Source organism: Methylophilus sp., from assembly GCF_052437885.1.
GTDB lineage: Bacteria > Pseudomonadota > Gammaproteobacteria > Burkholderiales > Methylophilaceae > Methylophilus.
The window spans coordinates 29,541-52,780 of record NZ_JBQVPB010000006.1; the positions used below are offsets into that span (position 1 = coordinate 29,541).

At 46.5% G+C, this 23,240-nt stretch carries 25 protein-coding genes; 3 read left to right on the forward strand and 22 right to left on the reverse strand.

The window, feature by feature from the left end:
* Positions 1–5: 5 nt before the first annotated feature.
* Genes ACT6RZ_RS07925 through flgB form a run of 8 tightly spaced genes read right to left on the reverse strand, consistent with a single transcriptional unit; the run spans position 6 to position 6,318 of the window.
* Positions 6–1,139 (reverse strand): flagellar basal body P-ring protein FlgI, encoded by a 1,134-nt coding sequence (locus ACT6RZ_RS07925; RefSeq protein WP_444701582.1) that lies wholly within the window; start codon positions 1,137–1,139, stop codon positions 6–8.
* 11 nt (positions 1,140–1,150) lie between these two features.
* Positions 1,151–1,819: a flagellar basal body L-ring protein FlgH gene (locus ACT6RZ_RS07930; protein WP_444701583.1), complete on the reverse strand. Its 669-nt coding sequence runs from the start codon at positions 1,817–1,819 to the stop codon at positions 1,151–1,153.
* Positions 1,820–1,859: 40 nt separating this feature from the next.
* Positions 1,860–2,642: a flagellar basal-body rod protein FlgG gene (flgG, locus tag ACT6RZ_RS07935; RefSeq protein WP_444701584.1), complete on the reverse strand. Its 783-nt coding sequence runs from the start codon at positions 2,640–2,642 to the stop codon at positions 1,860–1,862.
* 53 nt (positions 2,643–2,695) lie between these two features.
* Positions 2,696–3,439, reverse strand: coding sequence for a flagellar basal-body rod protein FlgF (gene flgF / locus ACT6RZ_RS07940; RefSeq protein WP_444701585.1), 744 nt, complete (start codon positions 3,437–3,439; stop codon positions 2,696–2,698).
* A gap of 53 nt (positions 3,440–3,492) precedes the next feature.
* Positions 3,493–4,707 (reverse strand): flagellar hook protein FlgE, encoded by a 1,215-nt coding sequence (flgE, locus tag ACT6RZ_RS07945; RefSeq protein WP_444701586.1) that lies wholly within the window; start codon positions 4,705–4,707, stop codon positions 3,493–3,495.
* A gap of 54 nt (positions 4,708–4,761) precedes the next feature.
* On the reverse strand, positions 4,762–5,436 hold the full coding sequence (locus tag ACT6RZ_RS07950; protein WP_444701587.1) for a flagellar hook assembly protein FlgD: 675 nt from the start codon (positions 5,434–5,436) through the stop codon (positions 4,762–4,764).
* A gap of 22 nt (positions 5,437–5,458) precedes the next feature.
* Positions 5,459–5,863, reverse strand: a complete 405-nt coding sequence (flgC, locus tag ACT6RZ_RS07955) for a flagellar basal body rod protein FlgC (RefSeq protein ID WP_442586184.1) — start codon at positions 5,861–5,863, stop codon at positions 5,459–5,461.
* Between the two features lie 17 nt (positions 5,864–5,880).
* Positions 5,881–6,318: a flagellar basal body rod protein FlgB gene (gene flgB, locus ACT6RZ_RS07960; RefSeq protein ID WP_444701588.1), complete on the reverse strand. Its 438-nt coding sequence runs from the start codon at positions 6,316–6,318 to the stop codon at positions 5,881–5,883.
* Between the two features lie 217 nt (positions 6,319–6,535).
* Here flgB and flgA point away from each other — a divergent pair, with 217 nt between their 5' ends.
* The 3 genes from flgA to ACT6RZ_RS07975 all read left to right on the forward strand — a co-directional run bounded on the left by flgA (position 6,536) and on the right by ACT6RZ_RS07975 (position 8,261).
* Positions 6,536–7,303 (forward strand): flagellar basal body P-ring formation chaperone FlgA, encoded by a 768-nt coding sequence (flgA, locus tag ACT6RZ_RS07965; RefSeq protein ID WP_444701589.1) that lies wholly within the window; start codon positions 6,536–6,538, stop codon positions 7,301–7,303.
* Positions 7,304–7,456: 153 nt separating this feature from the next.
* Entirely contained in the window at positions 7,457–7,774 is a 318-nt protein-coding gene (gene flgM / locus ACT6RZ_RS07970; protein WP_444701590.1) for a flagellar biosynthesis anti-sigma factor FlgM, read from the forward strand.
* A gap of 4 nt (positions 7,775–7,778) precedes the next feature.
* Positions 7,779–8,261: a flagella synthesis protein FlgN gene (locus ACT6RZ_RS07975; RefSeq protein WP_444701591.1), complete on the forward strand. Its 483-nt coding sequence runs from the start codon at positions 7,779–7,781 to the stop codon at positions 8,259–8,261.
* Between the two features lie 121 nt (positions 8,262–8,382).
* Here ACT6RZ_RS07975 and ACT6RZ_RS07980 read toward each other — a convergent pair whose 3' ends face one another.
* From ACT6RZ_RS07980 to ACT6RZ_RS08045, 14 genes are all read right to left on the reverse strand, one after another.
* Positions 8,383–10,281, reverse strand: coding sequence for an ATP-binding cassette domain-containing protein (locus tag ACT6RZ_RS07980; RefSeq protein ID WP_444701592.1), 1,899 nt, complete (start codon positions 10,279–10,281; stop codon positions 8,383–8,385).
* Positions 10,282–10,561: 280 nt separating this feature from the next.
* The gene (locus ACT6RZ_RS07985; RefSeq protein ID WP_444701593.1) at positions 10,562–12,481 is read right to left on the reverse strand and encodes a polysaccharide biosynthesis protein; all 1,920 of its coding nucleotides are present in this window, start codon (positions 12,479–12,481) and stop codon (positions 10,562–10,564) included.
* A 21-nt stretch (positions 12,482–12,502) separates the two neighbouring features.
* The gene (locus tag ACT6RZ_RS07990) at positions 12,503–13,075 is read right to left on the reverse strand and encodes a sugar transferase (protein WP_444701594.1); all 573 of its coding nucleotides are present in this window, start codon (positions 13,073–13,075) and stop codon (positions 12,503–12,505) included.
* A complete protein-coding gene (locus ACT6RZ_RS07995) occupies positions 13,068–14,225 on the reverse strand; it encodes a glycosyltransferase (protein WP_444701595.1) in 1,158 nt (385 codons plus the stop codon). Before ACT6RZ_RS07995 ends, ACT6RZ_RS07990 begins: the two co-directional genes overlap by 8 nt.
* Positions 14,218–15,186 carry an NAD-dependent epimerase/dehydratase family protein gene (locus ACT6RZ_RS08000; protein ID WP_444701596.1) on the reverse strand — a complete coding sequence of 323 codons (969 nt, stop codon included), beginning with the start codon at positions 15,184–15,186 and terminating at the stop codon, positions 14,218–14,220. Before ACT6RZ_RS08000 ends, ACT6RZ_RS07995 begins: the two co-directional genes overlap by 8 nt.
* A 5-nt stretch (positions 15,187–15,191) precedes the next feature.
* Positions 15,192–15,908: a glycosyltransferase gene (locus ACT6RZ_RS08005; protein ID WP_444701597.1), complete on the reverse strand. Its 717-nt coding sequence runs from the start codon at positions 15,906–15,908 to the stop codon at positions 15,192–15,194.
* A 96-nt stretch (positions 15,909–16,004) separates the two neighbouring features.
* The gene (locus ACT6RZ_RS08010) at positions 16,005–16,910 is read right to left on the reverse strand and encodes a glycosyl transferase (RefSeq protein ID WP_444701598.1); all 906 of its coding nucleotides are present in this window, start codon (positions 16,908–16,910) and stop codon (positions 16,005–16,007) included.
* Between the two features lie 46 nt (positions 16,911–16,956).
* Positions 16,957–17,700, reverse strand: a complete 744-nt coding sequence (locus ACT6RZ_RS08015; protein ID WP_444701599.1) for a class I SAM-dependent methyltransferase — start codon at positions 17,698–17,700, stop codon at positions 16,957–16,959.
* Positions 17,687–18,493, reverse strand: coding sequence for a methyltransferase, TIGR04325 family (locus tag ACT6RZ_RS08020; protein ID WP_444701600.1), 807 nt, complete (start codon positions 18,491–18,493; stop codon positions 17,687–17,689). The genes ACT6RZ_RS08015 and ACT6RZ_RS08020 overlap by 14 nt, the downstream gene beginning before the upstream one ends.
* A complete protein-coding gene (locus ACT6RZ_RS08025; RefSeq protein WP_444701601.1) occupies positions 18,490–19,398 on the reverse strand; it encodes a glycosyltransferase family 2 protein in 909 nt (302 codons plus the stop codon). Before ACT6RZ_RS08025 ends, ACT6RZ_RS08020 begins: the two co-directional genes overlap by 4 nt.
* A 12-nt stretch (positions 19,399–19,410) precedes the next feature.
* Positions 19,411–20,223 carry an FkbM family methyltransferase gene (locus tag ACT6RZ_RS08030; protein WP_444701602.1) on the reverse strand — a complete coding sequence of 271 codons (813 nt, stop codon included), beginning with the start codon at positions 20,221–20,223 and terminating at the stop codon, positions 19,411–19,413.
* Entirely contained in the window at positions 20,220–21,083 is an 864-nt protein-coding gene (locus tag ACT6RZ_RS08035) for an alpha-1,2-fucosyltransferase (RefSeq protein WP_444701603.1), read from the reverse strand. The genes ACT6RZ_RS08030 and ACT6RZ_RS08035 overlap by 4 nt, the downstream gene beginning before the upstream one ends.
* A 42-nt stretch (positions 21,084–21,125) precedes the next feature.
* Positions 21,126–21,887, reverse strand: coding sequence for a DUF268 domain-containing protein (locus ACT6RZ_RS08040; protein WP_444701604.1), 762 nt, complete (start codon positions 21,885–21,887; stop codon positions 21,126–21,128).
* Positions 21,884–23,212, reverse strand: coding sequence for a flippase (locus ACT6RZ_RS08045; RefSeq protein WP_444701605.1), 1,329 nt, complete (start codon positions 23,210–23,212; stop codon positions 21,884–21,886). The genes ACT6RZ_RS08040 and ACT6RZ_RS08045 overlap by 4 nt, the downstream gene beginning before the upstream one ends.
* Positions 23,213–23,240 lie beyond the last annotated feature (28 nt).

Here is a 23,240-nt window from a genome sequence, read left to right on the forward strand (position 1 = left end):
CTCGTTTAGATGACCTCTAGCTCGGCGTTGAGTGCACCCGCGGCTTTCATCGCCTGCAGAATGGCCAGCAAGTCTTGTGGCGTGGTACCTATCGAGTTCAACGCTTTGACAACATCTGCCAGGTTGGCACCATTGTTCAACTTGAGTACTTTGCCAGGTTCCTTGTTGATATTGATCTCGGAAATGGCTGTCGATACTGTCTGGCCATTCGAGAATGGGCCAGGCTGGCTGATCACTGGTGAGGTATTGACTACCACAGACAGGTTGCCATGTGAAACTGCGCAGCTATCCAGCGTCACCGCCTTGTTCATCACCACCGAACCAGTACGTGCATTCATGATGATCTTGGCAGGTGTTGCTGCCAGGGCCACGTTGATGGTTTCCAGGTTGGCCAGAAATGAGACGCGGCTCATGGTTTCCGGTGGGCGCACCTGGATCACGCGGCCGCTTTCAGCCTGTGCAGTCATGGGACCGAATTTCTTGTTGATGGCTTCCACTACATTATTGGCAGTGGAAAAGTCACTTTCTTTCAATTCGAGTTTTACCAGGTCCTGGTTGAGCAGGGTGTTAGGCAGGGCACGTTCAACGGTCGCACCATCTGAAATACGGCCCACGCTCAGGTGATTGATCTGTGCCGAGCTGCCATTGGCTGCAGCACCCACGCCACCAACCACCAGGTTGCCCTGGCCCATGGCATAAATCTGTCCGTCTGCACCTTTCAGTGGTGTCATCAGCAAGGTACCACCACGCAGGCTCTTGGCGTTACCCATGGACGAAACCGTCACATCCAGGGTCTGGCCTGGCTGGGCGAAAGCGGGCAGGGAACTGGTCACCATCACGGCAGCCACGTTTTTCAATTGCAGGTTGGTACCAGGCGGCAAGGTGATGCCCATCTGGTTCATCATGCTGATGATACTTTGCACGGTAAATGGTGTTTGTGTGGTCATGTCGCCAGTGCCATCGAGGCCGACGACCAGACCATAACCGATCAGCTGGTTGGCGCGTACGCCCTGGATATTGCTGATGTCCTTGATACGTTCTGCGTGTGCCAGAGGCGCGGCCAATACCAGGCTGGTTGCCAGCAGCAGGCTGAGCAAGCGGTTGGCAGTACGGGTGAATGTGTTAAACAGGCTTGGCATGTTCAACTCTCCTATAACGGGATCATGCTAAGAAAAAAGCGGGCGAAGATAGAGAAGGCCTCGGCAGCATCCATTTTGCTGGCGGATCTATACTCGACACGCGTATCTGCCACTTTGGTAGAAAGTACTTCGTTGCCGAGGGTGATGGTGTCAGGGTTGACCACGCCGGAGAACCTGACATACTCGGTGGCTTTATCAAAGCCGATCTGTTTTTCGCCACTGATGACCAGGTAACCGTTAGGTAAGACGTCGACCACGGTCGCGGTGACAGAACCACTGAAGTTATTGCTGGCATCGGCACTGGCTTTGTCTTTGAACGACAGGCCGGAGGTGGCATTAAAGGCGGATTTAGGTACGTTATGACCAAACAGGCCGGTGATGGAAGCGCCGACTGAACCATCCTTGCTCTGGCCGTTGTCAGAAGCCTTGTTGGCGGTGGTGTTTTCGGTGATGCGTACGGTCAGGATATCGCCGACATAACGTGGTCTGCGGTCTTCAAACAAGGGGCGATAACCAGCGGTATTGAAAATGGCGCCTTCGGTGCGTGCGTCAGGACGTGCCAGCGTGGTGCGTGGTGTTTCCGGTTTTTGCACTATGGTAGAAGGCGTGACTGCACACCCGCCCAGCAACTGGGTGAGTGCCAGAACAAACAATACGCTGATAATCGATCTATGTATCATGGTGCCCATCTTCAAAAGAATAATAGCCTGCAAGCAAAGATTACATCTGTGACAGTTTTTGCAGCATCTGGTCAGAGGTTGTAATGGCCTTGCTGTTGATCTCGTAGGCACGCTGGGTCTGGATCATGCTCACCAGTTCTTCGACAACATTCACGTTGGATGTTTCCAGGTAGTTCTGTTGCAACAAGCCTGCGCCGTTAGAGCCAGGGGTGTTGGTGTTAGGGTTGCCCGAAGCGGTGGTCTCTACATACAGGTTCTCACCTTTGGATTGCAAGCCGGTCGGGTTGATAAAAGTCGCCAGCTGTATCTGGCCTATCTGTGTCGATGCCGTTGAATCGGCAGTGGTGATAGACACCACGCCATCACGGCCTATAGACAGTGTTTGCGCGTTGGCAGGGATAGTGATGGACGGTTGCACCGGGAAGCCGCTGGAAGTCACCAGCTGGCCCTGGCTATCCATCTGGAAAGAGCCATCGCGCGTATAGGCAGTGCTGCCATCCGGCATCAAAATCTGGAAGAAGCCATTGCCCTGGATCGCCACGTCTTTGCTGTTATCAGTCTGTTGCAGGTTACCCTGGGTGAAGATACGCTCTGTCGCCACCGGCTTGACGCCTGTACCCAGTTGCAGGCCGCTGGGTAACTGGGTCTGCTGTGAGGACTGCGAACCCGGCTGGCGGATGTTCTGATAGAGCAGGTCTTCAAATACAGCGCGTGATTTCTTGAAGCCACTGGTGCTGACGTTGGCCAGGTTATGTGAGATCACGTCCATTTGCGTTTGTTGCGCATCCAGACCGGTTTTTGAAATCCATAATGAACGTATCATTGTTTGCTCCTTGAGGGGTCACCCTTTTTCATACCTAAATAGTAATACAGGCATTAGCCATTCAAACTGAAGAGTTGATCGGCTTTTCCGGCGTTGTTTTGCGCGTTTTCAAGCATCTTCATTTGCATTTCAAAACCGCGTGCCAGGCTGATCATATTGACCATGGTTTCCACTACGTTGACATTGCTGCTTTCCAGTGCGCCACCGGCAACCGTGACATTGGCGTCAGCCGGTGCTGCCTGACCAGTGTTGGTCACGAAAACGCCATCATCGGCGCGTTTCAGCGTGTTTGGCGGCGGGTTGGTCAGCTTGATCCTGGCGATAATGGTGCTTGGGCTAGGCGTGGTTAAATTGCTGACGGTTGAAATAGTGCCGTCTTTGCCTATGGCAATGGCTGAATCCGGCGGAATACTGATCGGGCCGCCATCACCCATCACATTGAGGCCGGTAGAAGTCTGCAGCTGGCCGTTCTCATTGATCTTCAACGCACCGTTGCGGGTATAGCCTTCGGAACCATCGGCACGCTGAACCGCGATCCAGCCTTCGCCAGTGATGGCAACGTCAAGTTCGCGGCCGGTCTGCTGGATAGCACCGGATTTGTAGTCGGTGCCTACCGTGGCATCAACGACAAAAGCGCGTGTAGGCAGGCCGTCGCCGAGTACCGGCACCGCCCTGAAACTGTCTACCTGTGCCTTAAAGCCGGTGGTGGTCGCGTTTGCCAGGTTGTGGGCAGTCGTGGCCTGTTGTTCCAGAATATGTTTGGCCCCTGTCATTGCAGTGTAAATCAGGCGATCCATACCAGCTCCTCAGTCATTCAATATTAAGATTCAGGGTTAAGTCAGTGCATTACTTATCTAAGGTTGACCAAGGTCTGTAATACCTGATCCTGGGTCTTGATGGTTTGCGCGTTGGCCTGGTAAATACGTTGAGCGGTGATCATGTTCACCAGCTCGCCAGTCAGGTCTACGTTAGAGTCTTCCAGAGCAGACGATTGCAACACGCCCATGGTGCTAGTGCCAGGGGCGCCTATCAACTCGGCGCCAGATTCGTTAGTCGCTTGCCATTGGTTACCACCCAGGGATTTCAATCCATTGGGGTTGGCAAAGTTGGCCAGCACCACACGACCCAGTTGCTTGGTCTCATTGTTGGTATAACGGCCGAGAATGACGCCGTCATCGCCCACGCTAAAGCTGGCGATACGGCCGGAAGTGTAGCCATCCTGACTTTGCTTGTTAACGCTGAAAGTCGCACCGTATTGCGAGCTGTCGGAATAATCCATAGCTACAGTGACCGGGCCGGAGCCTGTGGTTGGCGTGAAAGTGATATTGCCAACAGTGGAGGTCGCAGTGTCATATACACCGGTGCCGGAGAAGTTCATGACCGGAACAGGGGTAGGGGTGATGTTGGTGCCATCAGCCGTGGTGTATAAACGCCAGCTATTTGATGCAGTTTTCACGAAATAGCTTTGGATGTTGTGCGCATTGCCCAGGTCATCATAGACTTTAATGGCTGTCGCATTGGTATAGCTTTGCGGATCTTGCGGATCAAAAGGACGCACGGTTTGATCGATGGCAGGGCTTTCGGAGTTCAGGTTGAATTGGCCGGTGATCTCGGTGGTGGTCACTGGTTTCAGGTCGCTGGTATCGATCTGCAGTTCGACCGGGGATGAACCGTTCATACTGCCCGCAGGGTTACCCATCAGGCGGTTGCCATCACTGGTCTGGATAAAACCGTTTTTATCCAACTGGAACTGGCCGTTACGGGTATAAGACACCGCACCGTTGTTGCTTAAACGGAAGAAACCGCCGCCGTTGATGGCGATATCCAGGGTGTTATTGGTCGCAGTGATGTTGCCTTGCGTAAATTGCTGCGCCACATTGGCCAGCTTGGTACCGATACCGATCTGTGCTGCACCGCTGCCGATCAGCGAAGCGGCGAACATATCTGAAAACTCGGCGCGTGACTGTTTAAAACCGACGGTGTTAGCGTTGGATACGTTGTTACCTATGACTTCCAGCTGTTTGGAAGCTGCGTTCAAACCACTTAGACCTTGTTGAAAACTCATGATGTGATCTCCTGGAGAAAGACTGAATTCTGCAAATAAAAATTAAAATATCGATTAGAAGATTTCGACGACGTCAGATACCGCGACTGCCGAGTTGTTACTCAGATTCAGTTTGATGCCGCTAGCGCTGTTAGACACACTTTGTACCTGCGCCAGGCTGAGTGCGGTGGCGGTGGTAGCAGCGTCGCCGATCTTGGCGGTGATCTCATAGGTGTAGTCGCCACTTGGGGCAACAGTGCCATCGGTGGCCTTGCCATCCCAGCTCAGCGCGTTCACGCCTACATCCTGTTTGCCGAAGCTCAGGGTACGCACCACTTGGCCTGCGCCATCTTTAATATTCACTGATACCGTATCTGCCCCGTTAGGCACATTCACACCAAAGTAGCCGCCTTTGTCGCTATGGCTCAGGCTATTGCCTGAAACCAGTACGCTGTGGCCTATCATGCTGGTCGCCTGATAAGACTGGCCGAGTTGCACACTGCTGATCAGGCTGCTCATGGTGTCATTCAGTTTGTTGATGCCGGTCACCGTGTTCAGTTGCGCCATCTGGCTGGTCACCTGCGCGTTATCCATAGGGTTGAGCGGGTCCTGGTTCTTCATCTGCGTCACCAGCAGTGTCATAAAGCGGTCCTGTGCTTCATCGACAGTGCTACCCTTGCTGCTGCTTTTCTTGTTGACCGCATCGAGAATGTCCTGCGATACCTGGTTGTTTGTGTTGACGGTTGTCATGTTAAGAAATCCTTATATAAGGTTATTGACCGATATTGAGTGTTTTGAGCAGCATGGACTTGGCAGCATTCATGGTTTCCACGTTGTTCTGGTAGGCACGGGATGCTGAGATCATATTCACCATTTCTTCGGTGACATTCACGTTAGGCATGGTGAGGTAACCATCACTGTTAGCCATCGGGTTTTTTGGGTCGTAGACCATCTTGCCGGGCTTGGTGTCTTCGATCACACGGTCTACCTGTACCGTACTGGTGTTGCTGGCTGCGTCCTGCACCGCTTTAAACACCACTTGTTTGGCCTGGTAAGGCTTGCCGTCCGAGCTGACCACGCTATCGGCGTTGGCCAGGTTACTGGCGACGGTGTTGAGGCGCAGCGACTGCGCACTCATGGCGGAGCCGGAAATCTTGAATACATTGAATAAAGACATATGCTTGCTCCTTTAACTTACTGGCCGGTGATCGCCGACAGCATCTTTTTGATCTGGCCAGACATCATGGTCAGGCTGGCTTCATAACGGATGCCGTTGTCTACATAGGCATTACGTTCTACGTCCATATCTACCGTGTTGCCATCTACCGAGCCCTGCAGCACCGAGCGGAACAGCACGTCGCTGGAAGCCAGGTTGCCATTGCCACCAGCCGCACCCATATGGCCACTACTGGTTTGTTGTAACAGGCCGGCCGGCTGCTGCTGCTGCGCAGGCTTGCCGCCTGTGCTCTGCTGCAATGCCGCCTGCATGGTCGATTTAAAGTCTATGTCGCGTGCCTTGTATTGCGGGGTATCGGCGTTGGCGATATTTGAGGCAAGCAGTTCCTGACGCTGATTGCGCACGCGCAGGGCCGTCTGGTGAAAACTCAGCGCAGCATCCAGTTTGTTGATCATCGTCTTTTCCTTTCCCGGGTGTTCCCGAAAAAACTCTTAAAGTTTTGCCATCTGCCGTCGTTAACCCTGATAAGCGGGCCTGCTTTCACGCACACATGACTTTTACCAGCTGTGCTTAGTGTACGCGGCGAAGGCAATAATGATTCTTGAATCAAGAGGGGGAAATAGCCTCTATTTCATGAATGACTTACGCCGGTGATGGGTAGAATGTGTCTCCATGAAACCTCGTCTGCCTATCATTTTTGCTGCAGTGATCCCTGGCCTGATCTGGCTGTTTGCCAGTCATGTGCAGGCTGGTGAGCGCCTGCCTAACAATGCAGTTGCGACTAACCAGCGCGTGGTGGCCCAGTCCGCCAGCGATATGCAGTCGCGTGTATACCAGACGGTGATGCAGTATGTGCAAGGCCAGACCCAGGGTTATCCGGGTAAAGTGAATATTGAGATCCAGCCGCTGGATAACCGTATCCGCATTGCGGAATGTGACCTGATGGAAGCGTTCACCGTACAGGGTGCACGCCTGTGGGGCAAAACCCATATCGGTGTGCGCTGTCTGCAATCAACCGGCAAGCCATGGACTTTATATGTACAGGCCGACGTGCAGGTATGGGGCGAATTCGCCGTGACCGGCTTGCCAGTCAGCCAGGGTTCACCGTTGCAGGCTTCAGATATCGTCATGCAGACCGGCGACCTGAGCAAATTGCCGGCAGGTGTCATCACTGACCTGTCTATGCTGGAAGGCAAGAAAGCTTCATTGAATATGCCATTGGGCACTGTATTGAGACCAGAGCTGCTGAAAGCGATGCCGGTGATCATGCAGGGGCAGATGGTGCAGTTAAACAGCCGTGGTGATGGATTTGTCATCTCGGCAGATGGCACCGCCATGCAAACAGCGAATGTCGGCCAGGTGGTGGATGTGAAAGTCAGCAGTGGCCAGGTGATCAAAGGTGTGGCGCAGGCTTCTGGAAAAGTCGATGTGCGTTTTTAGATCGTTTCAAAGCCAAAAAATGCTTATTGATCATAAACTTGAGATAAAAAGTTTATTAAGCACTAAAGTTCGCTTAAACTATGTCGTTAGTACTGTTAACAATTGAGGGTTTAGAGACCCTTACATCCAGACAAACAGAGACAGAGGTTCGGCATGAATATTTCAGACTCCATCAAGAAACTTGGTACCGTTGATAAACCGGTACTGGATAAGAGCAGCAACAGCAAAAGCAGTGAAAAAACGGCTGGCGCATCGGGCAACGCATCGTCAGATAATGTGACTTTGTCAGCGGCTTCGGTACAGTTGCAGTCACTGGAAGCCGGTCTGGCTAACGGTGAAGTCTTTGACACCAATAAGGTGGAAGAGATCAAAGCGGCGATCGCACGTGGTGATTTTTCTGTAGACACTGCCAAAGTGGCGGATGGTTTGCTGCAAACCGTAAAAGATCTGATACAACCTAATAAAGGATGACCTTATGAGTAATGCAAATCGCACTTCAGTTCCGGCCATTAGTTTTGAAGCCGATGCCACGCTGGTGGCCGAGTTGATTCAGGATTTGCATCACGAGCAAACGGCATTGGTCTCTGCTGACCTGGATACCATAGAACAGATGGTAGACAAGCGGGTAGAGCTGTTACAAGCCCTGGGCGAAGCCGCTAATGTGCGCTATGCCGCGCTGGCAGCTGCAGGCTTCGAGGCGAATGAAAATGGCATGTCCAAATGGCTGGAGCTGCGTTCCAGCCCGCTGATGGATGATGCCTGGGTCAAATTCCAGAAGCAATTGGCACAAGCCAAAGAGCTTAACCGCCTGAACGGCGTACTGATCAACAAGCATTTTCAGCGCAACCAGGAAAAACTGGATGTATTGCAGGGTAATACCAGCAATAGCACACAAATGTATGGCAAAAATGGCCAGTCACGCGGTGGCAATAGCTCACGCGCCAGCTTCTCTGTATAAGCCCTTCTGCACAGCGATTGCGTATTGAATAAAAAAGCCGAATCCATCTGATTCGGCTTTTTTAATGCGGGTTGCTGGTGCTCAATAAGCGGGGCCACGAGTAACCCCGATTCTTTGCGGCTTACTGCTGCTTTTCGAGTGTTTCCCAGCGTTCCAGTTTCTGCAAGATCAGCGTTTCAATTTCGCTGAGTCTGTCCTGCAAGGTTTTTGCCTGGGCTGGCGCCGATTTATAAATATCGCCTTGCGCAAATTGCGTCTGTATCGCCGCTTGTTCTTGCTCCAGCAGTTCTATCTCTGCCGGCAATGTCTCCAGTTCACGCTGCTCCTTATAACTCAGCGTTTTTCGGCTGGTGGTCGCAGCTGGCTGAGATGCTGGCGCGGCAGCTGCTTTGGGCGCGGGTGTGGCTTTGCTGCTTCTATCCTGGCTGAATCTTAACCAGTCATCATAGCCACCACCGAATTCGGTTAATTTGCCTTGCCCTTCGAAAGCGATCACTTGGGTGACGGTGTTTTCTAAGAAGGCGCGGTCATGACTGACCAAGAACAGGGTGCCTGTGTAATCCTGTAGCAGGTTTTCCAGTAGTTCCAGCGTATCAATATCCAGGTCATTGGTAGGCTCGTCGAGTACCAGCACGTTGGCCGGGCGCGCAAACAGGCGCGCCAGCAGTAAACGGTTGCGTTCGCCGCCGGAGAGTGATTTGACCGGTGAGCGTGAGCGCTGTGGCGGAAACAGGAAGTCTTCCAGATAGCTGATCACATGTTTGCGCTCATTGCCGATCTCGACAAAGTCTGAACCCGGGCTGATGGTGTCGGCCAGCGTAGCTTCTTCATCCAGCTGTTCGCGCATCTGGTCAAAGTAAGCGACATTAACTTTTGTGCCACGCTGGATATCACCGCTGTCTGCTTCAATATCGCCTAATATAAGTTTCAGCAAGGTGGATTTGCCTATGCCGTTGGGGCCGAGCAAGCCTATCTTGTCACCGCGCAAGATACGGGTGCTAAAGCCTTTGATCAAGGTCTTGTCGCCATATGATTTATAGACTTTATCCAGCTCTGCCACCAGCTTGCCACTACGCTCGCCGGCATCCAGGTTGAGTTTGACATCGCCCTGACGCTCGCGCCTGGCGGCACGGTCCAGGCGTAGCGCTTCCAGTCTACGCACGCGGCCCTCGTTGCGGGTACGGCGTGCCTTGATGCCCTGGCGTATCCAGACTTCTTCTTGAGCCAGGAATTTGTCGAATTTGGCAGCATGGGTCTCTTCGACGGCCAGCAGCTCTTCTTTTTTGATCTGATATTGAGAAAAATTGCCTACAAAGTCGGTCAGATTGCCACGGTCCAGTTCGGTGATGCGGGTGGCCAGTTTGTCCAGGAAACGGCGGTCATGGGTAATAAACAACACGCTGCCATTAAACCCCAGTAACAGGTCTTCCAGCCATTCGATGGCTTCCAGGTCCAGGTGGTTGGTCGGCTCATCGAGTAATAATACTTCCGGCTCAGCAACCAGCGCACGCCCCAGCGCTACGCGCTTGCGCCAGCCACCGGAGAGGGTGGAGACCAATACATCTGCCTCCAGCTTCAGGCGGCTGAGTACGGTTTCCACGCGTGATTGCGCTACCCATCCATTTTGCGCATCCATTTCATGCTGTAGTGCCTGCATCTTCTCCATCAATGCTTCGATATTCGCATCCGGCATGCCCATGTCATGGGTGACCTGGTGATAGTCTATGATGGTTTGCTGCAGGCTGCCCAGGCCTTCTGCCACCGCTTCAAACACCGTGTGCGTATCATCCAGTTCAGGTTCTTGTGGCACATAGACCACGCGCACGCTAGGTGCACGCCAGACGGTACCCTCATCGAGTTTGATGGTGCCGGCGATGGCTTTCAGCAAGCTGGATTTACCTGCGCCATTGCGTCCGATCAAGCCTACCCGTTCGCCCGGATCCAGCTGAAATGAAGCCTGGGCAAGCAAGGCATGATGACCGAATGCTAGGCTAGCATTGTCAAGCGTAATATGAGGCATAAAGGCTGTTGGTGTGGTGGTGGTTGGTCGGGGGCTACATTGTAAACGACATCAAACCATAGACTACGTTTAATGCGTAAATAAAAGAATATGGCAGGGCTGATGGATAGCCAGTGATGCTTGCTAGTGATAGGCGGCGAAACAGCGTAAGGCGTGGCTAAATGCTTTCAGCTGGCATGCCGTGAGATCTGTGCGCTTGCAAGCAATTAAACGTTGACCTGCCCTGATTAGCATGTAGGTACCAAGGCCGGGCCAGGCTGCTTCAGGCAATTAAAATGAATCAGTGTATCTGCTGCGAAGGCGAGGGCAGGCTGTCCAGCGACAAGGTATCGCCACGCAGCGAAATGCTAGGGGCCGGGCGGCTATCAGGCTGGTATTCTTCAACCCAGCGCTGCAAATCCTGCTTGAGCTGTGCTTCAGCCAGGTGCGGGCTATTGGTCAACCATTCCATCACGTTGGCTAACCAGGTACTGTCAGCGCTGCGGGCCTGCGCGATACGCAGCTTTTCGTGGCTGGTCGGCAGTGTATTCTCATCGTCGGCCAGCAGTTCTTCATAAAGTTTTTCGCCGGGACGCAGGCCGGTGAACTCTATCCTGACGTCCTGTTCCTGCAAACCAGATAACTTGATCATGTCGCGGGCCAGGTCTATGATCTTGACCGGCGTGCCCATATCCAGCACGAATACTTCGCCACCATTGCCCATAGTCGCGGCTTGCAATACCAACTGTGCCGCCTCGGGGATAGACATGAAATAACGTGTGATCTCAGGGTGAGTGATGGTGATAGGCCCACCGTGCGCGATTTGCTCGCGGAATTTGGGGATGACGCTGCCGCTACTGCCCAGCACATTGCCAAAACGCACCGTAATAAAGCGGGTAACGGATTTTTCTCTATGCTGTAATCCCTGGCAAATCAGCTCGGCCAGGCGTTTGCTGGCACCCATGACATTAGTCGGGTTGACGGCTTTGTCGGTAGAGACCAGCACAAAGGTAGGTACCCGCGCTGCCTGACAGGCCGCAGCGATCTGGTAAGTGCCGTAGGCGTTATTCTGTAATGCTTCTACCACATTGAAATGTTCCATCATGGGCACATGCTTATAGGCCCCGGCATGCAGCACCACATCCGGCTGATGGTTCTGCAAAATGCGCTGGATACGCACACGGTTTTTAACATCCCCAACCACGTATACCAGCTCGGTGTCTGTACACAGCTGGCTGAATTCCTGTTGCAGCGTATACAGCGAGTACTCGGAAATATCCAGGCAGACCAGCTGTGAGGGATGAAAGCTTAAGATCTGGCGACACAGCTCCGAGCCTATGGAACCGGCAGCGCCGGATACCAGCACCACTTTGTTCGCCAGCATGCTGCTCAGGCCATGCGTATCCAGCTGCACCACATCGCGACCCAGCAGGTCTTCGACATCGATCTTGCGTATCTGCGACAAACTGACGCGGCCGCTGATCAGGTCTGACATGGCCGGCAAGGTCAAGACTTCCATGCCCTCGACCTGGCGCGCCGCTTCTACGGCCAGCCGGCGTTTCTCATGGCGGCTGCCCGGCATCGCGATCATGCAATGCAGGGAAGCATGTTTAGCTGCGATCTGCGGGATATCCTGCAAGCCGCCTTCGACCTTGGTATGCATGATCTCACGCCCCACCAGCTTGCCATTAGGGTCTATCATCGCCACCACGCGCCATTCCGGGCTCTTGCTCAACTCCTTGATCAGATTAAGCGAACTGTCTTCCACCCCGATCACAATCACAGGCTTACCTTGCGTGGCAACAGTGTTAAATAAACGTCTTTCTTTCCACGAGCGATAAAGAAAACGACTGCCACCCATCATGATCACCAGCAACATCGGGTGTATAAACAGCACTGACCTTGGAATAATGACAGCAGGATGCGCAATCAAAGCAAAACTGGCAGTGAGCAGGGCACCAAAAGCGATTGCACGTACGATACGCTTCAAATCTGGCAGGCTGGCAAAGCGCCACAGACCACGGTAGAGGCCGAATGTATTAAAACAAATGCTATAAAAAATAAGAACAGCAGCCAGGCTCTCTAAAGCGTAACCTTTAAACTCACCGGGTACCTCAAAATTAAAGCGAAATAAAAATGCTATCCACCATGCAAACGTCAGTGCCAACGCATCATGCAGATAGGCGAGCCCAGATAAAAAACGAACAGGAAGTTTTAGCATTTAAACGTTTGTTAAGAGCGATTAATGAGTGATGTTATCACGTCTTAATACTTTGACTATCGTCATTATTATGATTTTTAAATCCAGCCACCGTGATTGATGCTCGAGATAATAAGTGTCTAACTCGACCTTGCTAGGAATAGGGATCTCGTCACGACCATTGATTTGCGCCCAACCAGTAATGCCCGGTTTTAATACATGCACGCCTTTTTCGGTGCGCAAATTAATCAGATCATCCTGATTAAACAAGGCAGGGCGTGGCCCCACAATCGACATGTCACCTTTCAGCACACTCCATAACTGCGGCAGTTCATCCAGGCTGGTCCTGCGTATAAAGCTTCCGACTGGCGTCAAAAATCCATCAGGGTTAGCCTGCTGATTCATCAAGTGCGTGGCGATTTGTGGGGTGCCTATACGCATGGAGCGAAATTTTGGCATGCTGAATAATTGATTGTTTTTGCCCACGCGTTGACTCCAATATAGCGCAGGGCCTTTGGATGTAAGCTTGACGAGGATTGCTGTTAAACCAATGAGCGGAACCAATGTCACGCACGCAAATAAAGCAAAAATAATGTCAAAAATACGTTTAGTCATGATGAAAGATTACATTTTTATAAAAATCAAACCACGCCTGTGTAATGAGCCTGCTATCAAAATCACGTGTTGCGCGCTGATAAGCGTTTTCAGCTAAGGTTTTTCTTAATGCTGGGTCATAGACCATTTTCGCGAGTTGGTTTTGGATTTCGACTAAATTACCCAATTCATGAAGTAAACCTGTGACATTTTCGACGACTGCATCCGTGACCCCGTAAATACGGGAAGCGACCGCTGGAGCACCACTGGCTGCTGCCTCAATAATAACGCTGCCAAATCCCTCTCTATAACTTGGTAAACAAAGCACATCGCACGCGGCCATAAAATCCTGCGGTTGATTTGTATAATCAATAAATTGAATGGTTGCACTATTGAAATTGCTTAAGCCCGTGATAATTGTTTTGATGTTTGCTTCATCTGGGCCAACAAATAAGAGCGAGCATTCGCTGAACTTTGCATTTAAAAAGACTTTGGCTAAATCTATCACCCCTTTGTCCGGGGTTAATCTCCCTAAAAACAAAAGCAAAGTTTGGTCATTAGCGATATCTAATTTGTTTCTTATTTCTGATCTTTTTGCCGTATCAGGTTTAAATCTTTCAAGATCAACACCACTGATTGATCCCTTACCAAATACATATGCTTTACGTTGATTTAATACTCGCTCTTGCACCAAAAATGCCAATTGGGATGGGCTATCTACGATTGCATGTGTGCTAAGTGCGCCTATCAGCCAGTCAAAGCCCTTCAGGAGGCTACGCTTTGCACCAGTTTTATTAGCCCATACCTGGCCAGTAAATGTATGTATTCTTGAGGGGGTTCCCACGATCGTACCCGCTAGCATGCCAAGTAGTCCGGCTTTGGGTGTCACTGTGTGTACTGCATCAAACTTTTTGCTTAGGAAAAGTTTGATTAGTTTAAAGAGGCACTTAAAGTCTGCTATCAAAGAGATATCGCGTGCAAAAGGAATATTAATTAAAGTAGCCTCAACGCCTAAGTCGGATAAAAAAAGATTGTTGCTTGTATTTGTTAACACCGTAAGCTGGTAAGTCACTGACAGTGCTTTTAAGTGGTTCACCAAAAAAGCTTTAACGGCAATTTCAGCCGTCAGAATGAAGCAAATATGTTGTTTCGTGTGCGTATGCTCAGACATCAAAAGTATCGCTGATATATTGTTTTAATTGTGTTGGTGCAGAGTTTGACGGAGCCCAGTTTAAAACATTGACTAGTTTTGCATTGCGATAGTGGGTTTGCCTCATCATCACATCAATTTGTGTGTTGGTGATGGGGAGTTTGATAAAGATTCCGCATAAGCGCACAAGCTGCCGCAATATGAATTCATTTACCACCCAACTGGGTTTTCTGATACGCAATGCTGATGCAAGAGCATCTACCATGTCACTGAATTTACAATCGTTTGAGACAATAAATGTTTGGTTATACGCTTGGGGTTGGTTCGCTGATAACATCATAGCCTCAACAACGTCATCTACATGCACAAAGTTTGCTTCAGCATTTTTATTTCCAACGTAGAAAAAAAGCTTGCTCTTAATCAATTTCGCAATACGCTTTATGGCAGTGCTTCGCATGCCAACACCAAATACATTTGTCGGTCTGATAATCGTATATTTGAACCAATCATGGTTTTTAGCAAAGTCGATGATCAGGTTATCGGCTTCTGTTTTCGTACACTCATACTCACCATAGGGATTGTCTGGCGTAAGTTCATCAACAAAGCGTGCAATTGAAGAATGTGTGCTGGGTTGACCGTAAGCACCACAACTACTTAACTGTATCCAGTGAAAAATTTCTTTGTTGGTCGTGTGCGCCAATGCAACCGCGTTTAATAGATTAATGGTGCCGAGCACATGTGTGCTATGCATGAGTGATTCATTTTGAAGTTCGCCAGCACAATGATAAAGCGTTTTTGAGAAGGAAAGCAGTGGTATGAGTTGATCAATAGGCGAGTTTAAATCAGCTACAATTGCTTTTGCATTAGCAGGCGGGGTACTAACCGTTCTTGTCAGGTACGATACCTGATTTCCCAGCTTAAGGTGCTGGTTCATTAGTTTCTTGCCAATAAAGCCGGATGCGCCAGTCACGCTAATAATCATAGCTATTATTTCTGTGCTTTGAACGCAGAATAAATTAACCTGAGTACAAATATTGCTACTTGAATTGGGGCAGAGTATCCATTTGCAATCATCACTCTCATGACCTCAGATGCAGATCCTACATAATCTACCGCAGAAACTCCATTTGTTCCAAATCTACCTACCGGCGAGTCACAGAATTTAATATTTTCATTATTCGTCACCAATTTCATCGTGAAGTCGTAGTCCGCGGCAATGGGATATTTTTTAGTGTAATAGCCATATTTCTCATGGAGACTCTTCTTAAAGAGTGTGGCTATTGAGTGACCACATATCTTTGCTCTGGCGCCAGCTAGGAAACTGGGCAGGGATGAGCGCTTATACACTTTATTGCCAATTAAAATCGGGCATGTAATCACGGTACTCAGGCCATCTATTGCTTTCGAGAATGTTTCAATGGCTGTTGGCTCGAATAGGTCATCGGAGCCTATTACAACGTAATACTCGCCTTTTGATAACTTGATAGCTCTGTTTAGTCCATCATATATTCCAAAGTCAGCTTGCGAACTGATTGTGATGTTTAGTTCTTCTACATTGTTTTGAATCTCTAATGTGTTATCAGTAGACCCACCATCAGCAATCACCCATTCAAAATTGTTGTTTGTTTGAGCTTGTAAGCTTGTGATTAAAAATGGAAGATTTTTACCTGCATTATAGGTCGCAGTGATAACGCTGATTTGCATAAGTTATGTAGATATTGTCTTTGTTTATATAAAAATATTAGCAAGTCTCATACGCATGAGTTCAAGGCCGTTTGAATAGCTAATGCTGGATATGAATTACGCGACTCTGTACTCATTCGCTACACCTAGTAAAGCATTTTTGTAAGATTTTAATCTTGCTCGCCAAGATTTATCCTGTATTGCCCAGCCTTGATTAAACTCAGGGTAAACTTTTCTGATGACCTCATACGCTTCTAATAACGCTTTAGAATAAGGTTGATATAGGTATTGGCGGGCCTCAGTACTTAGCTTGTATCCCGATATATAGTTGTGAACCCCGTCTTGATAATATTTATAACCATGATAGTGATAAAAAACTAAAGGGTCCTGATCTATAAATATCCTGTCGTCATGTTTACTTAGTTTATATTGTTGAACGTTCCAAGGCGCTACTCCACCTCCCAGCTGCGTCAATACATGCACCCCTTCAAATCGCTCTGGCCAATCATCCAAGTATTTTTGATCACCAAACTTTCCATCTTCATACCGTGCATAACACCATTCCAAACACCTGTCTTGCCACCATTGAAGAGCATTTAGGCCGTTCTGATCGGCATTGAATGTCATAAACTGCACACAGTAAATGCCTGATGTTTTTGAGTAATCATATATCGGAGTATAACGATGCTCTGTAATTAATACTGACCCATTTGCTTGCTCAAGCTCATCCAATAAAATCGAGGGCTTATCGTAGAAAGATAAGTCTGCGTCTATGTATGTCAGTTGTTTGAGTTGATAGCGATCAAGAAAATAACGGATAACGTGTGGTGTACACGTCCAGCAATATTCTGCCCTTGAACGGTCACTTTTTACAGCTAGCAATGCTTTCGTCTCAAAATCGGCAAGACGAGTTGCAACCACGTTATTTAACTTGAGCGCATTAAGAATGTTATAAGCCAAGTCATCAAAACAAACAACATACAGTGTAAATGTCTCGCCAGATGCTACTAATGAGTCATACATAACCAATGCGCGTGGCAAATAGTTAGAGTCGAATAATGTGCAGAAATTATGCATTGGTAAGTGCTGATTTTTTAGCTAAAAGGATATTATCCAAATATAAATCAGGATTGTTGGGTGTAATGAGCCCTATGAGCTCTCCGATAATATTAAAGGGGGCCATTAGTAATATGGTCAACACCAAATTTAACCATTTATTTTTAGTACAGGTGACTTTGAAAATGTAGGCGTTTATTAATTGAAAGATTACGCGAATGTCACTTATTGATTTGCGTTGTTCAATTATTTCAAAGCCATGTTTTTCCAGTAAGGCTTTCAGCCCAAATGATGAGTATCTTGCAAAGTCATAAGGTTGCTCGTGTTCGTCCCATACAAATGGCACTGTCATGAGTATTTTTCCTTCTGGCTTTAATATTCTGTATGACTCATTTAGAAAGTCTTTCGGATTAAATACGTGCTCAAAAACTTGGTTTGCAACAATAGAGTCAAATTTACTATCCTCAAAAGGAAACACCTTCCCATCATAAAAATAATCGGCATGTTTGCTTTTTCGACTCTCAGGCGTGTCAATCTCTAGTCCCCAGTAAGTAGTCGATGCGAATAACTTCTGATAAGGCTTAGTGCCGCAACCTACATCAAGAGTCAGCCCCGTAATATTGTTGGCAATCTCAGAGATATGCGATGCCAAGCCTTTACGGGCAAAGTAGAATGGGTTTAAAAATAAACCTAATATCCCGGGAAAGAAAGATACTGCTGCATAGTATTCCCGAAGTTTCTTCTTAATTTCTTTCAAACAAAAATCCTTTAAATTCTCCAATACCAACATCATCATCACAACCGAAACTGCAAACAGTTTGATATCCCAAGTCACGCATTAAATGTTCAAATCGGATTGAGGAAAAAAACCATGCGGGGTAACTGGCTGAATAGATGGGGGCTGGTACAGATTGTACAGTGATGCGGTCTTTTTTTGCATTGATGAACGGGGTTCTGTCTATTAAGATATATTTGAAGCCCATCTCTGAAGTTTTTTTGAGTAATGCGAACGGATTTTCAATGTACTGTAAAACGCTAGATAGTACGAGCACTGTGCCACTATCGGCATTATTAAAAGCCTCTTCCAAGGTGTATTGGAATTTCAAGCTGTGATCTTCAAATTGCTTCTTACCAGTCTCAACAAAATGTGGTTGTTCGACAACAGTCCAACTTAGCGTGTTGATATATGACAGCAGGCGTTTGTGTTGAAAATAAAGGCTACCTAAAGACCCACCAAAATCAATGACGCTCAACTGATTTCCACACTTATTGGCAATCATCAGTAAACAAGAAAGAAGTGGCCAACGGTAAGCTTCCTCATAGAAGCAGACTGAGTCACGTTCATAAACTGCTACACCCGAGGTGACCATTTGGGCAGACTCTTGTACTTTTTGTAGAATAAGCGTTGTGTCGTATCCACTAGAATGGTTCTCTGCCTCTTTCCATGAAGAATAGTCACCAGAAAACTTGATTCGATTATTACGAATTGAATTGAAAGCTTTTCTCACAACTGGCGGGCATAAGAGCTTTAATATCTCTCTTGGAGTCACGACTTTATCTTTCTTTTCAATAAGGTGAATAATTTTATGAATATATTTGCTGTCAGCTTTTGACTTCTGAAATACGACTCTATTAACTCTAATACGAATTCATCTTCTTTTACTGCTGTGGGAAGGCTTCTTATTTCAGTATTAGATAATGTGGTGGAAAATATATTTGTGCTCGCACAGTGAGTGCCTGAGCCGTCATTTCCAATATTTTCTACCAATGATTTTCCAGGGTAAAGCGTGTATTGGCTATTTAGAAATGTTGACGCATGCCAGCGAATAGCCCAGGAATTATTTAACCCTTTGATTTGACCTTTGAGCATAGTAGAAAATGCATACGCCCCATTCAGATCGAAGCGTTTGATCAGGCCTTGTGAGGTTAGACTCGCCAGTAGTTTTTTACCGTCTGGCTCAAACACTTTCCATCTATCAGACCATGTTGCCCATCCCCAACAGTCAGCACCGCGTAAAAAGAAAGTCTCGGGTAAGCCTTCAATAGGGTAGACGTAACCATGAATGCTGGCTACTTTCTTATTTGACTCATAAAATGAAAGTGCGCCGTTCATATATTTGATAAAAAGAGGGCTTGTTACCAAGTCATCTTCCATTACGATTACACGACCATGCTTATTCACAATTGAGGTGACGCCATCAATAATAGAGTTTGCTAATCCGAGATTTACTGGCCTCTCTATGACGGTAACAGATTTAAAACCGTCAACTTTATAGACATACTCTCGTACAGTATGCACGGCTTCATTTTCAGATGCCGCCTTAGGCGCATCTGAAAAAATGAATAAATCACTTTCAGAAGCTAAATCATTACTTCTGAGGGCTTCAATTGTCTTAGTTGTATGCTGAATTCGATTGTAAACAAACAAAACGATAGGGGAGTATTTGTTTTTCATTATTGTGACGGCTTAGTTATTGTTGTTTTTCTTTAACCGGGCAACTATGTTTTGATACGCAAATATCTCACAAGATACAGGGTTGTAATTATCTATATGGACAAGCCCATTTGGCAGCATTCTATAAAAATCATAATTAGGCAAAAAATCCCAGAAGTCTTTAAAGAACACGCGGCTGGCAACGTTCATTTCATTGAATTCAAAGTGGATTAAATCAACTTTTCCAACTTTAAGAAGGCGTTCACAACCTTTTAAAACCTCTAATTCGTGACCTTCTGTGTCAATTTTTAGTAAGTCAATCTTATCAATACCAGCCTGATGGCAGAAGTCATCCAGTGTAATGACGTCAATGTTATATTCAGTTGACTTTGCTTTATGAATTTCCTCGATAACAGCCTTGTAAAGGGATGCATGTGAAGAGCCATCCTCATTAGCGTAATCGTAGAGCTTTAAGGAGCCAGCTAATGCACCAACTGCTACATTGTTCGTTTGAATATTGAGAGAGCCTGTGTTCTCTTTTAACCTTTGAAAAGTCACTGGATGTGGTTCAAAAGCGTAAATTCTGGCTTTTAAGTTGTAACTGCGCAAGATTTTCGAGTAGTTTCCAACATTTGCCCCGACATCAAAAATAATACAGTCGTCGACTTTTGATAGGTACTCTTTAATAAAATGATCTTCCCCACTTATTTTGTCAGACTCAAAGTTTAAAATGCCCATCCCTCGCAAGCTCAGGGTATAAATAAGCTTATTGAATTTAAAGAAGAATTTGTTGGAGAATAACAGTCTATAGATGTAAAGCACTGTTTTTAAAATGTTATTTTTCATTCGTTAACCTCAACAATTTCAGCAAAACTAGGTGTAGTCCCTTTATGGTATTCAGCCTGACTTTTCCAACCTAACCAATACTTTGGTGCAAAAACGTGCTTTCTATTTTTCATCATATAAGCGGCCCACCAGCAAAAAGAGCTATTCGACATCACACCGTATTCACATAAAGTAATGATGGCGTAATCTACAAACATAGAGTTATTGGATACTACTTTATTAGGCATGTCTTGAAAGGCATTATTAACATATTGAGCATCATCGGTTAAGAAAACAAAAAAAGGATCGCTAATGGTTTCTTCATAATGACGAATGGCATTTTGATAGTATGACAGCGGCAAGTCGACCCCAGGCTTACCTAGTACTTCAAAGGTCATGTAATCGGTTCTGCGAATATGAAGAAAAACTTTTGTGTGTTTTTCTGGGATGGCAGCCAGGAACTGCTCTGCTTTATCTAAAAAGGTTTTTTTGATTGTTAACCGATTGGCCTCGACATCGCTAAAAAAGGTTTCCGATTGCGCAAAACATGGATAGACATATACGACAGGAAATAAACCTGTTGTTTTGGTAAATGTGGTATCCGGAACAGTAAAGCCATGTTCATTGTATGTATTTACTTTAAAACTGGAGATGAGTCTTAAGCTTGCCAGCCCATGCATGATTGGTAGAAGAAATTTTCTTAATGCATATCTCAGATATTTGTTTCTAATATTGATGACATTCGAAACTGAATCAAATAAAGCTGAAATATCTTCAAAGTTATAAGAAATCACAGTATGTGACGGATGGCACATGGAGCGTATAAAAACATATTGAAAAAGCTGGTTGCCCAAACGGCCATCACCGAAAAAAAAAATCATTTTGAATCCATCTTTAATTTAATGATATCAAGCTGCCCCTGACTACTTGGGGAGCTTTCTCAACATGAATAATCCAGTGCCAAACCCGCGGTTCTTATCGTATGTTTCGATGAGCTCATAACCATATTGATATCTTTCCTCTAGCAGTTCGAAACCATCAAAGAGGCTTAAAATATAATCTCTCGTGAATGCTCTGTGAGCATTGAAGTAAACGGTATTGACCACATCTACAGGTACACTGAATAGAATAATACCGTTGGGTTTCATCACTCTTTTAAGCTCTGACACAGCTTTCTCACTACCAAAGGCATCTATCGGGTCACCATATCGTCCCAAGCCAATATGTTCTACCACACAGAGGCTGGACATTGTCTCAATTGAGTCGTCATTGAAAGGTAACTCTAGAATAGATCCCTTAATGAACTTCAGATTGGGAAGCTCTAATGGTAATGGGCGTATATCTATCATCGTAATCGGCGTAAATTGCGACAAAATACCTATCGTTTTGGCAGAGCTGCCAATGTCGTGATGATTATTCGGTTTTAGCTCAAATATTTTGCGTGCTGCCCAAGTGTCTTGAAAAAAGTAGACTGGTTCAAGTGGCGTGAAAGATGTTTTATCGTTTATGCATGGCGCAAGCTTGAACTCGGCGAAGTTTTCATTAGGTATTTTTTTTAATCGGCAAAGGTGGCTTGCATACCAAAAGATATTTTTAAAATGTGAGAATTTAAAATCGGACGTGAATAAAAAAAACAGAGCATAAGCATTCCGAATGATTTTGTTGCGTTTTAAAGTTTTTATCATTGTTTATTCCGTGAAAAGTCTATTAACAACAAACTTCTAATCATCACCTTAAAATTGCTTCTAGTTTTACTGTAATAAACATCTATTAAGAAGGTAGTGACCAGAAATGATACAAGTGATGCCCAAATCGCACCGATAGAATGAAAACTTGGTATCCAGTAGTAGTTAAGTATGACATTCACTATGGTGCCTATGGTCATGGTCACTAACGAATAGGACATTAGATTTTCGGTCATTAAGTAGGCCCCTCTGACAACACCAAAGTTAGTAAAAAATAATCTCATCACCATGATTGATAATAGTGCACCGGCTGGTGCATAAGCGTCTTTGTACATGAAGGTGATGATTTGATTGCCAAAAATACTTATTGGAATGGCGATGATTAGAAATAAAAACATCATCAATCGATACAAGTTATACATTCTGCTTTCGTATAATGTGGCGGAAATTCGCTTTGCATTCACAATTGCAGGAAACAGTGATGTTGTTAATATCACAGGAATAAAACTAAATACCTCTACTAAACGTAGTGCAGAGCTGTAATAGCCTAGTTCTGTATTCCCTAGCAGATCTTTAATCATTAATTGATCTACACGCGCCTGGATCATTAGCACGAAACCACTAAGAATCAAAGGCCAGCTATCTTTCAATAGCGACTTTGCAATACTCCAGTTAAAACTACGGTAGAAGTTTCCAATTTTTTGATATCGGTAAGCATAGTAAAGTGTAACGGCAAGCGTTACCTGGTCAATCAGACTAACAACTACGAACCAAAAAAGATCAGCCCCTATTAGGACAAAGTAAATTTTTAGCAAGGATGAAATGAAAAGCTGTGTGACTTTACACAGTGAAACAAATTTAGACATGACTTTGGATTGAAAGTAAAAATCAATCACTTCGAATGACTGAAAAATCATGCCACTGGCAATGATCAGAATGTATAGATTCGTTGTATTGTTATCGTTAGTAAGCCAAGTAGCGAAAGCGATAAAAAAAAGAGTGCTAAGGGCCCCGGATATTTTCAACCAAAATGCCGTTCCTAAGTACGCATCTCTTCTATCAGGCTCGTTAACTAAATTTCGAACGACTATACTATCCAGACCTAATTTTGCAACGCTGCTAAAAACGGCAACAAATGCGAGCACATAATTGAATATGCCAAATTGCTCGGGCCCAAGAAAGCGCGCAACCCAAATGCCAACAAACAGGCCGGAAATTAAACGTAAAATTTGCTCGCTCAGCATCCATGAAATATTTGATAAATATTTGTGTATGCCTGGATTGTTCTTCAGGAAGTGGAGTAGCCGTTTTTTATCCGCGGTCAAATCAAGTTCTTCGGAAGGTTATAGTTAT

Bases quoted from the DNA above. Each gene is read 5' to 3' on its own strand.
- ACT6RZ_RS08035 (WP_444701603.1), bottom strand. From the start codon at position 21,083: ATGATTTTTTTTTTCGGTGATGGCCGTTTGGGCAACCAGCTTTTTCAA.
- flgB (WP_444701588.1), bottom strand. From the start codon at position 6,318: ATGATCAACAAACTGGATGCTGCGCTGAGTTTTCACCAGACGGCCCTG.
- flgF (WP_444701585.1), bottom strand. From the start codon at position 3,439: ATGGATCGCCTGATTTACACTGCAATGACAGGGGCCAAACATATTCTG.
- ACT6RZ_RS08010 (WP_444701598.1), bottom strand. From the start codon at position 16,910: ATGTATGACTCATTAGTAGCATCTGGCGAGACATTTACACTGTATGTT.
- flgA (WP_444701589.1), top strand. From the start codon at position 6,536: ATGAAACCTCGTCTGCCTATCATTTTTGCTGCAGTGATCCCTGGCCTG.
- ACT6RZ_RS07930 (WP_444701583.1), bottom strand. From the start codon at position 1,819: ATGATACATAGATCGATTATCAGCGTATTGTTTGTTCTGGCACTCACC.
- ACT6RZ_RS08000 (WP_444701596.1), bottom strand. From the start codon at position 15,186: ATGATTATTAGCGTGACTGGCGCATCCGGCTTTATTGGCAAGAAACTA.
- ACT6RZ_RS08005 (WP_444701597.1), bottom strand. From the start codon at position 15,908: ATGCAAATCAGCGTTATCACTGCGACCTATAATGCAGGTAAAAATCTT.
- ACT6RZ_RS08040 (WP_444701604.1), bottom strand. From the start codon at position 21,887: ATGATAAAAACTTTAAAACGCAACAAAATCATTCGGAATGCTTATGCT.
- flgM (WP_444701590.1), top strand. From the start codon at position 7,457: ATGAATATTTCAGACTCCATCAAGAAACTTGGTACCGTTGATAAACCG.
- ACT6RZ_RS08025 (WP_444701601.1), bottom strand. From the start codon at position 19,398: ATGAAAAACAAATACTCCCCTATCGTTTTGTTTGTTTACAATCGAATT.
- ACT6RZ_RS07995 (WP_444701595.1), bottom strand. From the start codon at position 14,225: ATGTCTGAGCATACGCACACGAAACAACATATTTGCTTCATTCTGACG.
- ACT6RZ_RS08030 (WP_444701602.1), bottom strand. From the start codon at position 20,223: ATGAAAAATAACATTTTAAAAACAGTGCTTTACATCTATAGACTGTTA.
- flgE (WP_444701586.1), bottom strand. From the start codon at position 4,707: ATGAGTTTTCAACAAGGTCTAAGTGGTTTGAACGCAGCTTCCAAACAG.
- ACT6RZ_RS07925 (WP_444701582.1), bottom strand. From the start codon at position 1,139: ATGCCAAGCCTGTTTAACACATTCACCCGTACTGCCAACCGCTTGCTC.
- ACT6RZ_RS07975 (WP_444701591.1), top strand. From the start codon at position 7,779: ATGAGTAATGCAAATCGCACTTCAGTTCCGGCCATTAGTTTTGAAGCC.
- ACT6RZ_RS07950 (WP_444701587.1), bottom strand. From the start codon at position 5,436: ATGACAACCGTCAACACAAACAACCAGGTATCGCAGGACATTCTCGAT.
- flgG (WP_444701584.1), bottom strand. From the start codon at position 2,642: ATGATACGTTCATTATGGATTTCAAAAACCGGTCTGGATGCGCAACAA.
- ACT6RZ_RS07990 (WP_444701594.1), bottom strand. From the start codon at position 13,075: ATGACTAAACGTATTTTTGACATTATTTTTGCTTTATTTGCGTGCGTG.
- ACT6RZ_RS07985 (WP_444701593.1), bottom strand. From the start codon at position 12,481: ATGCTAAAACTTCCTGTTCGTTTTTTATCTGGGCTCGCCTATCTGCAT.
- flgC (WP_442586184.1), bottom strand. From the start codon at position 5,863: ATGTCTTTATTCAATGTATTCAAGATTTCCGGCTCCGCCATGAGTGCG.
- ACT6RZ_RS07980 (WP_444701592.1), bottom strand. From the start codon at position 10,281: ATGCCTCATATTACGCTTGACAATGCTAGCCTAGCATTCGGTCATCAT.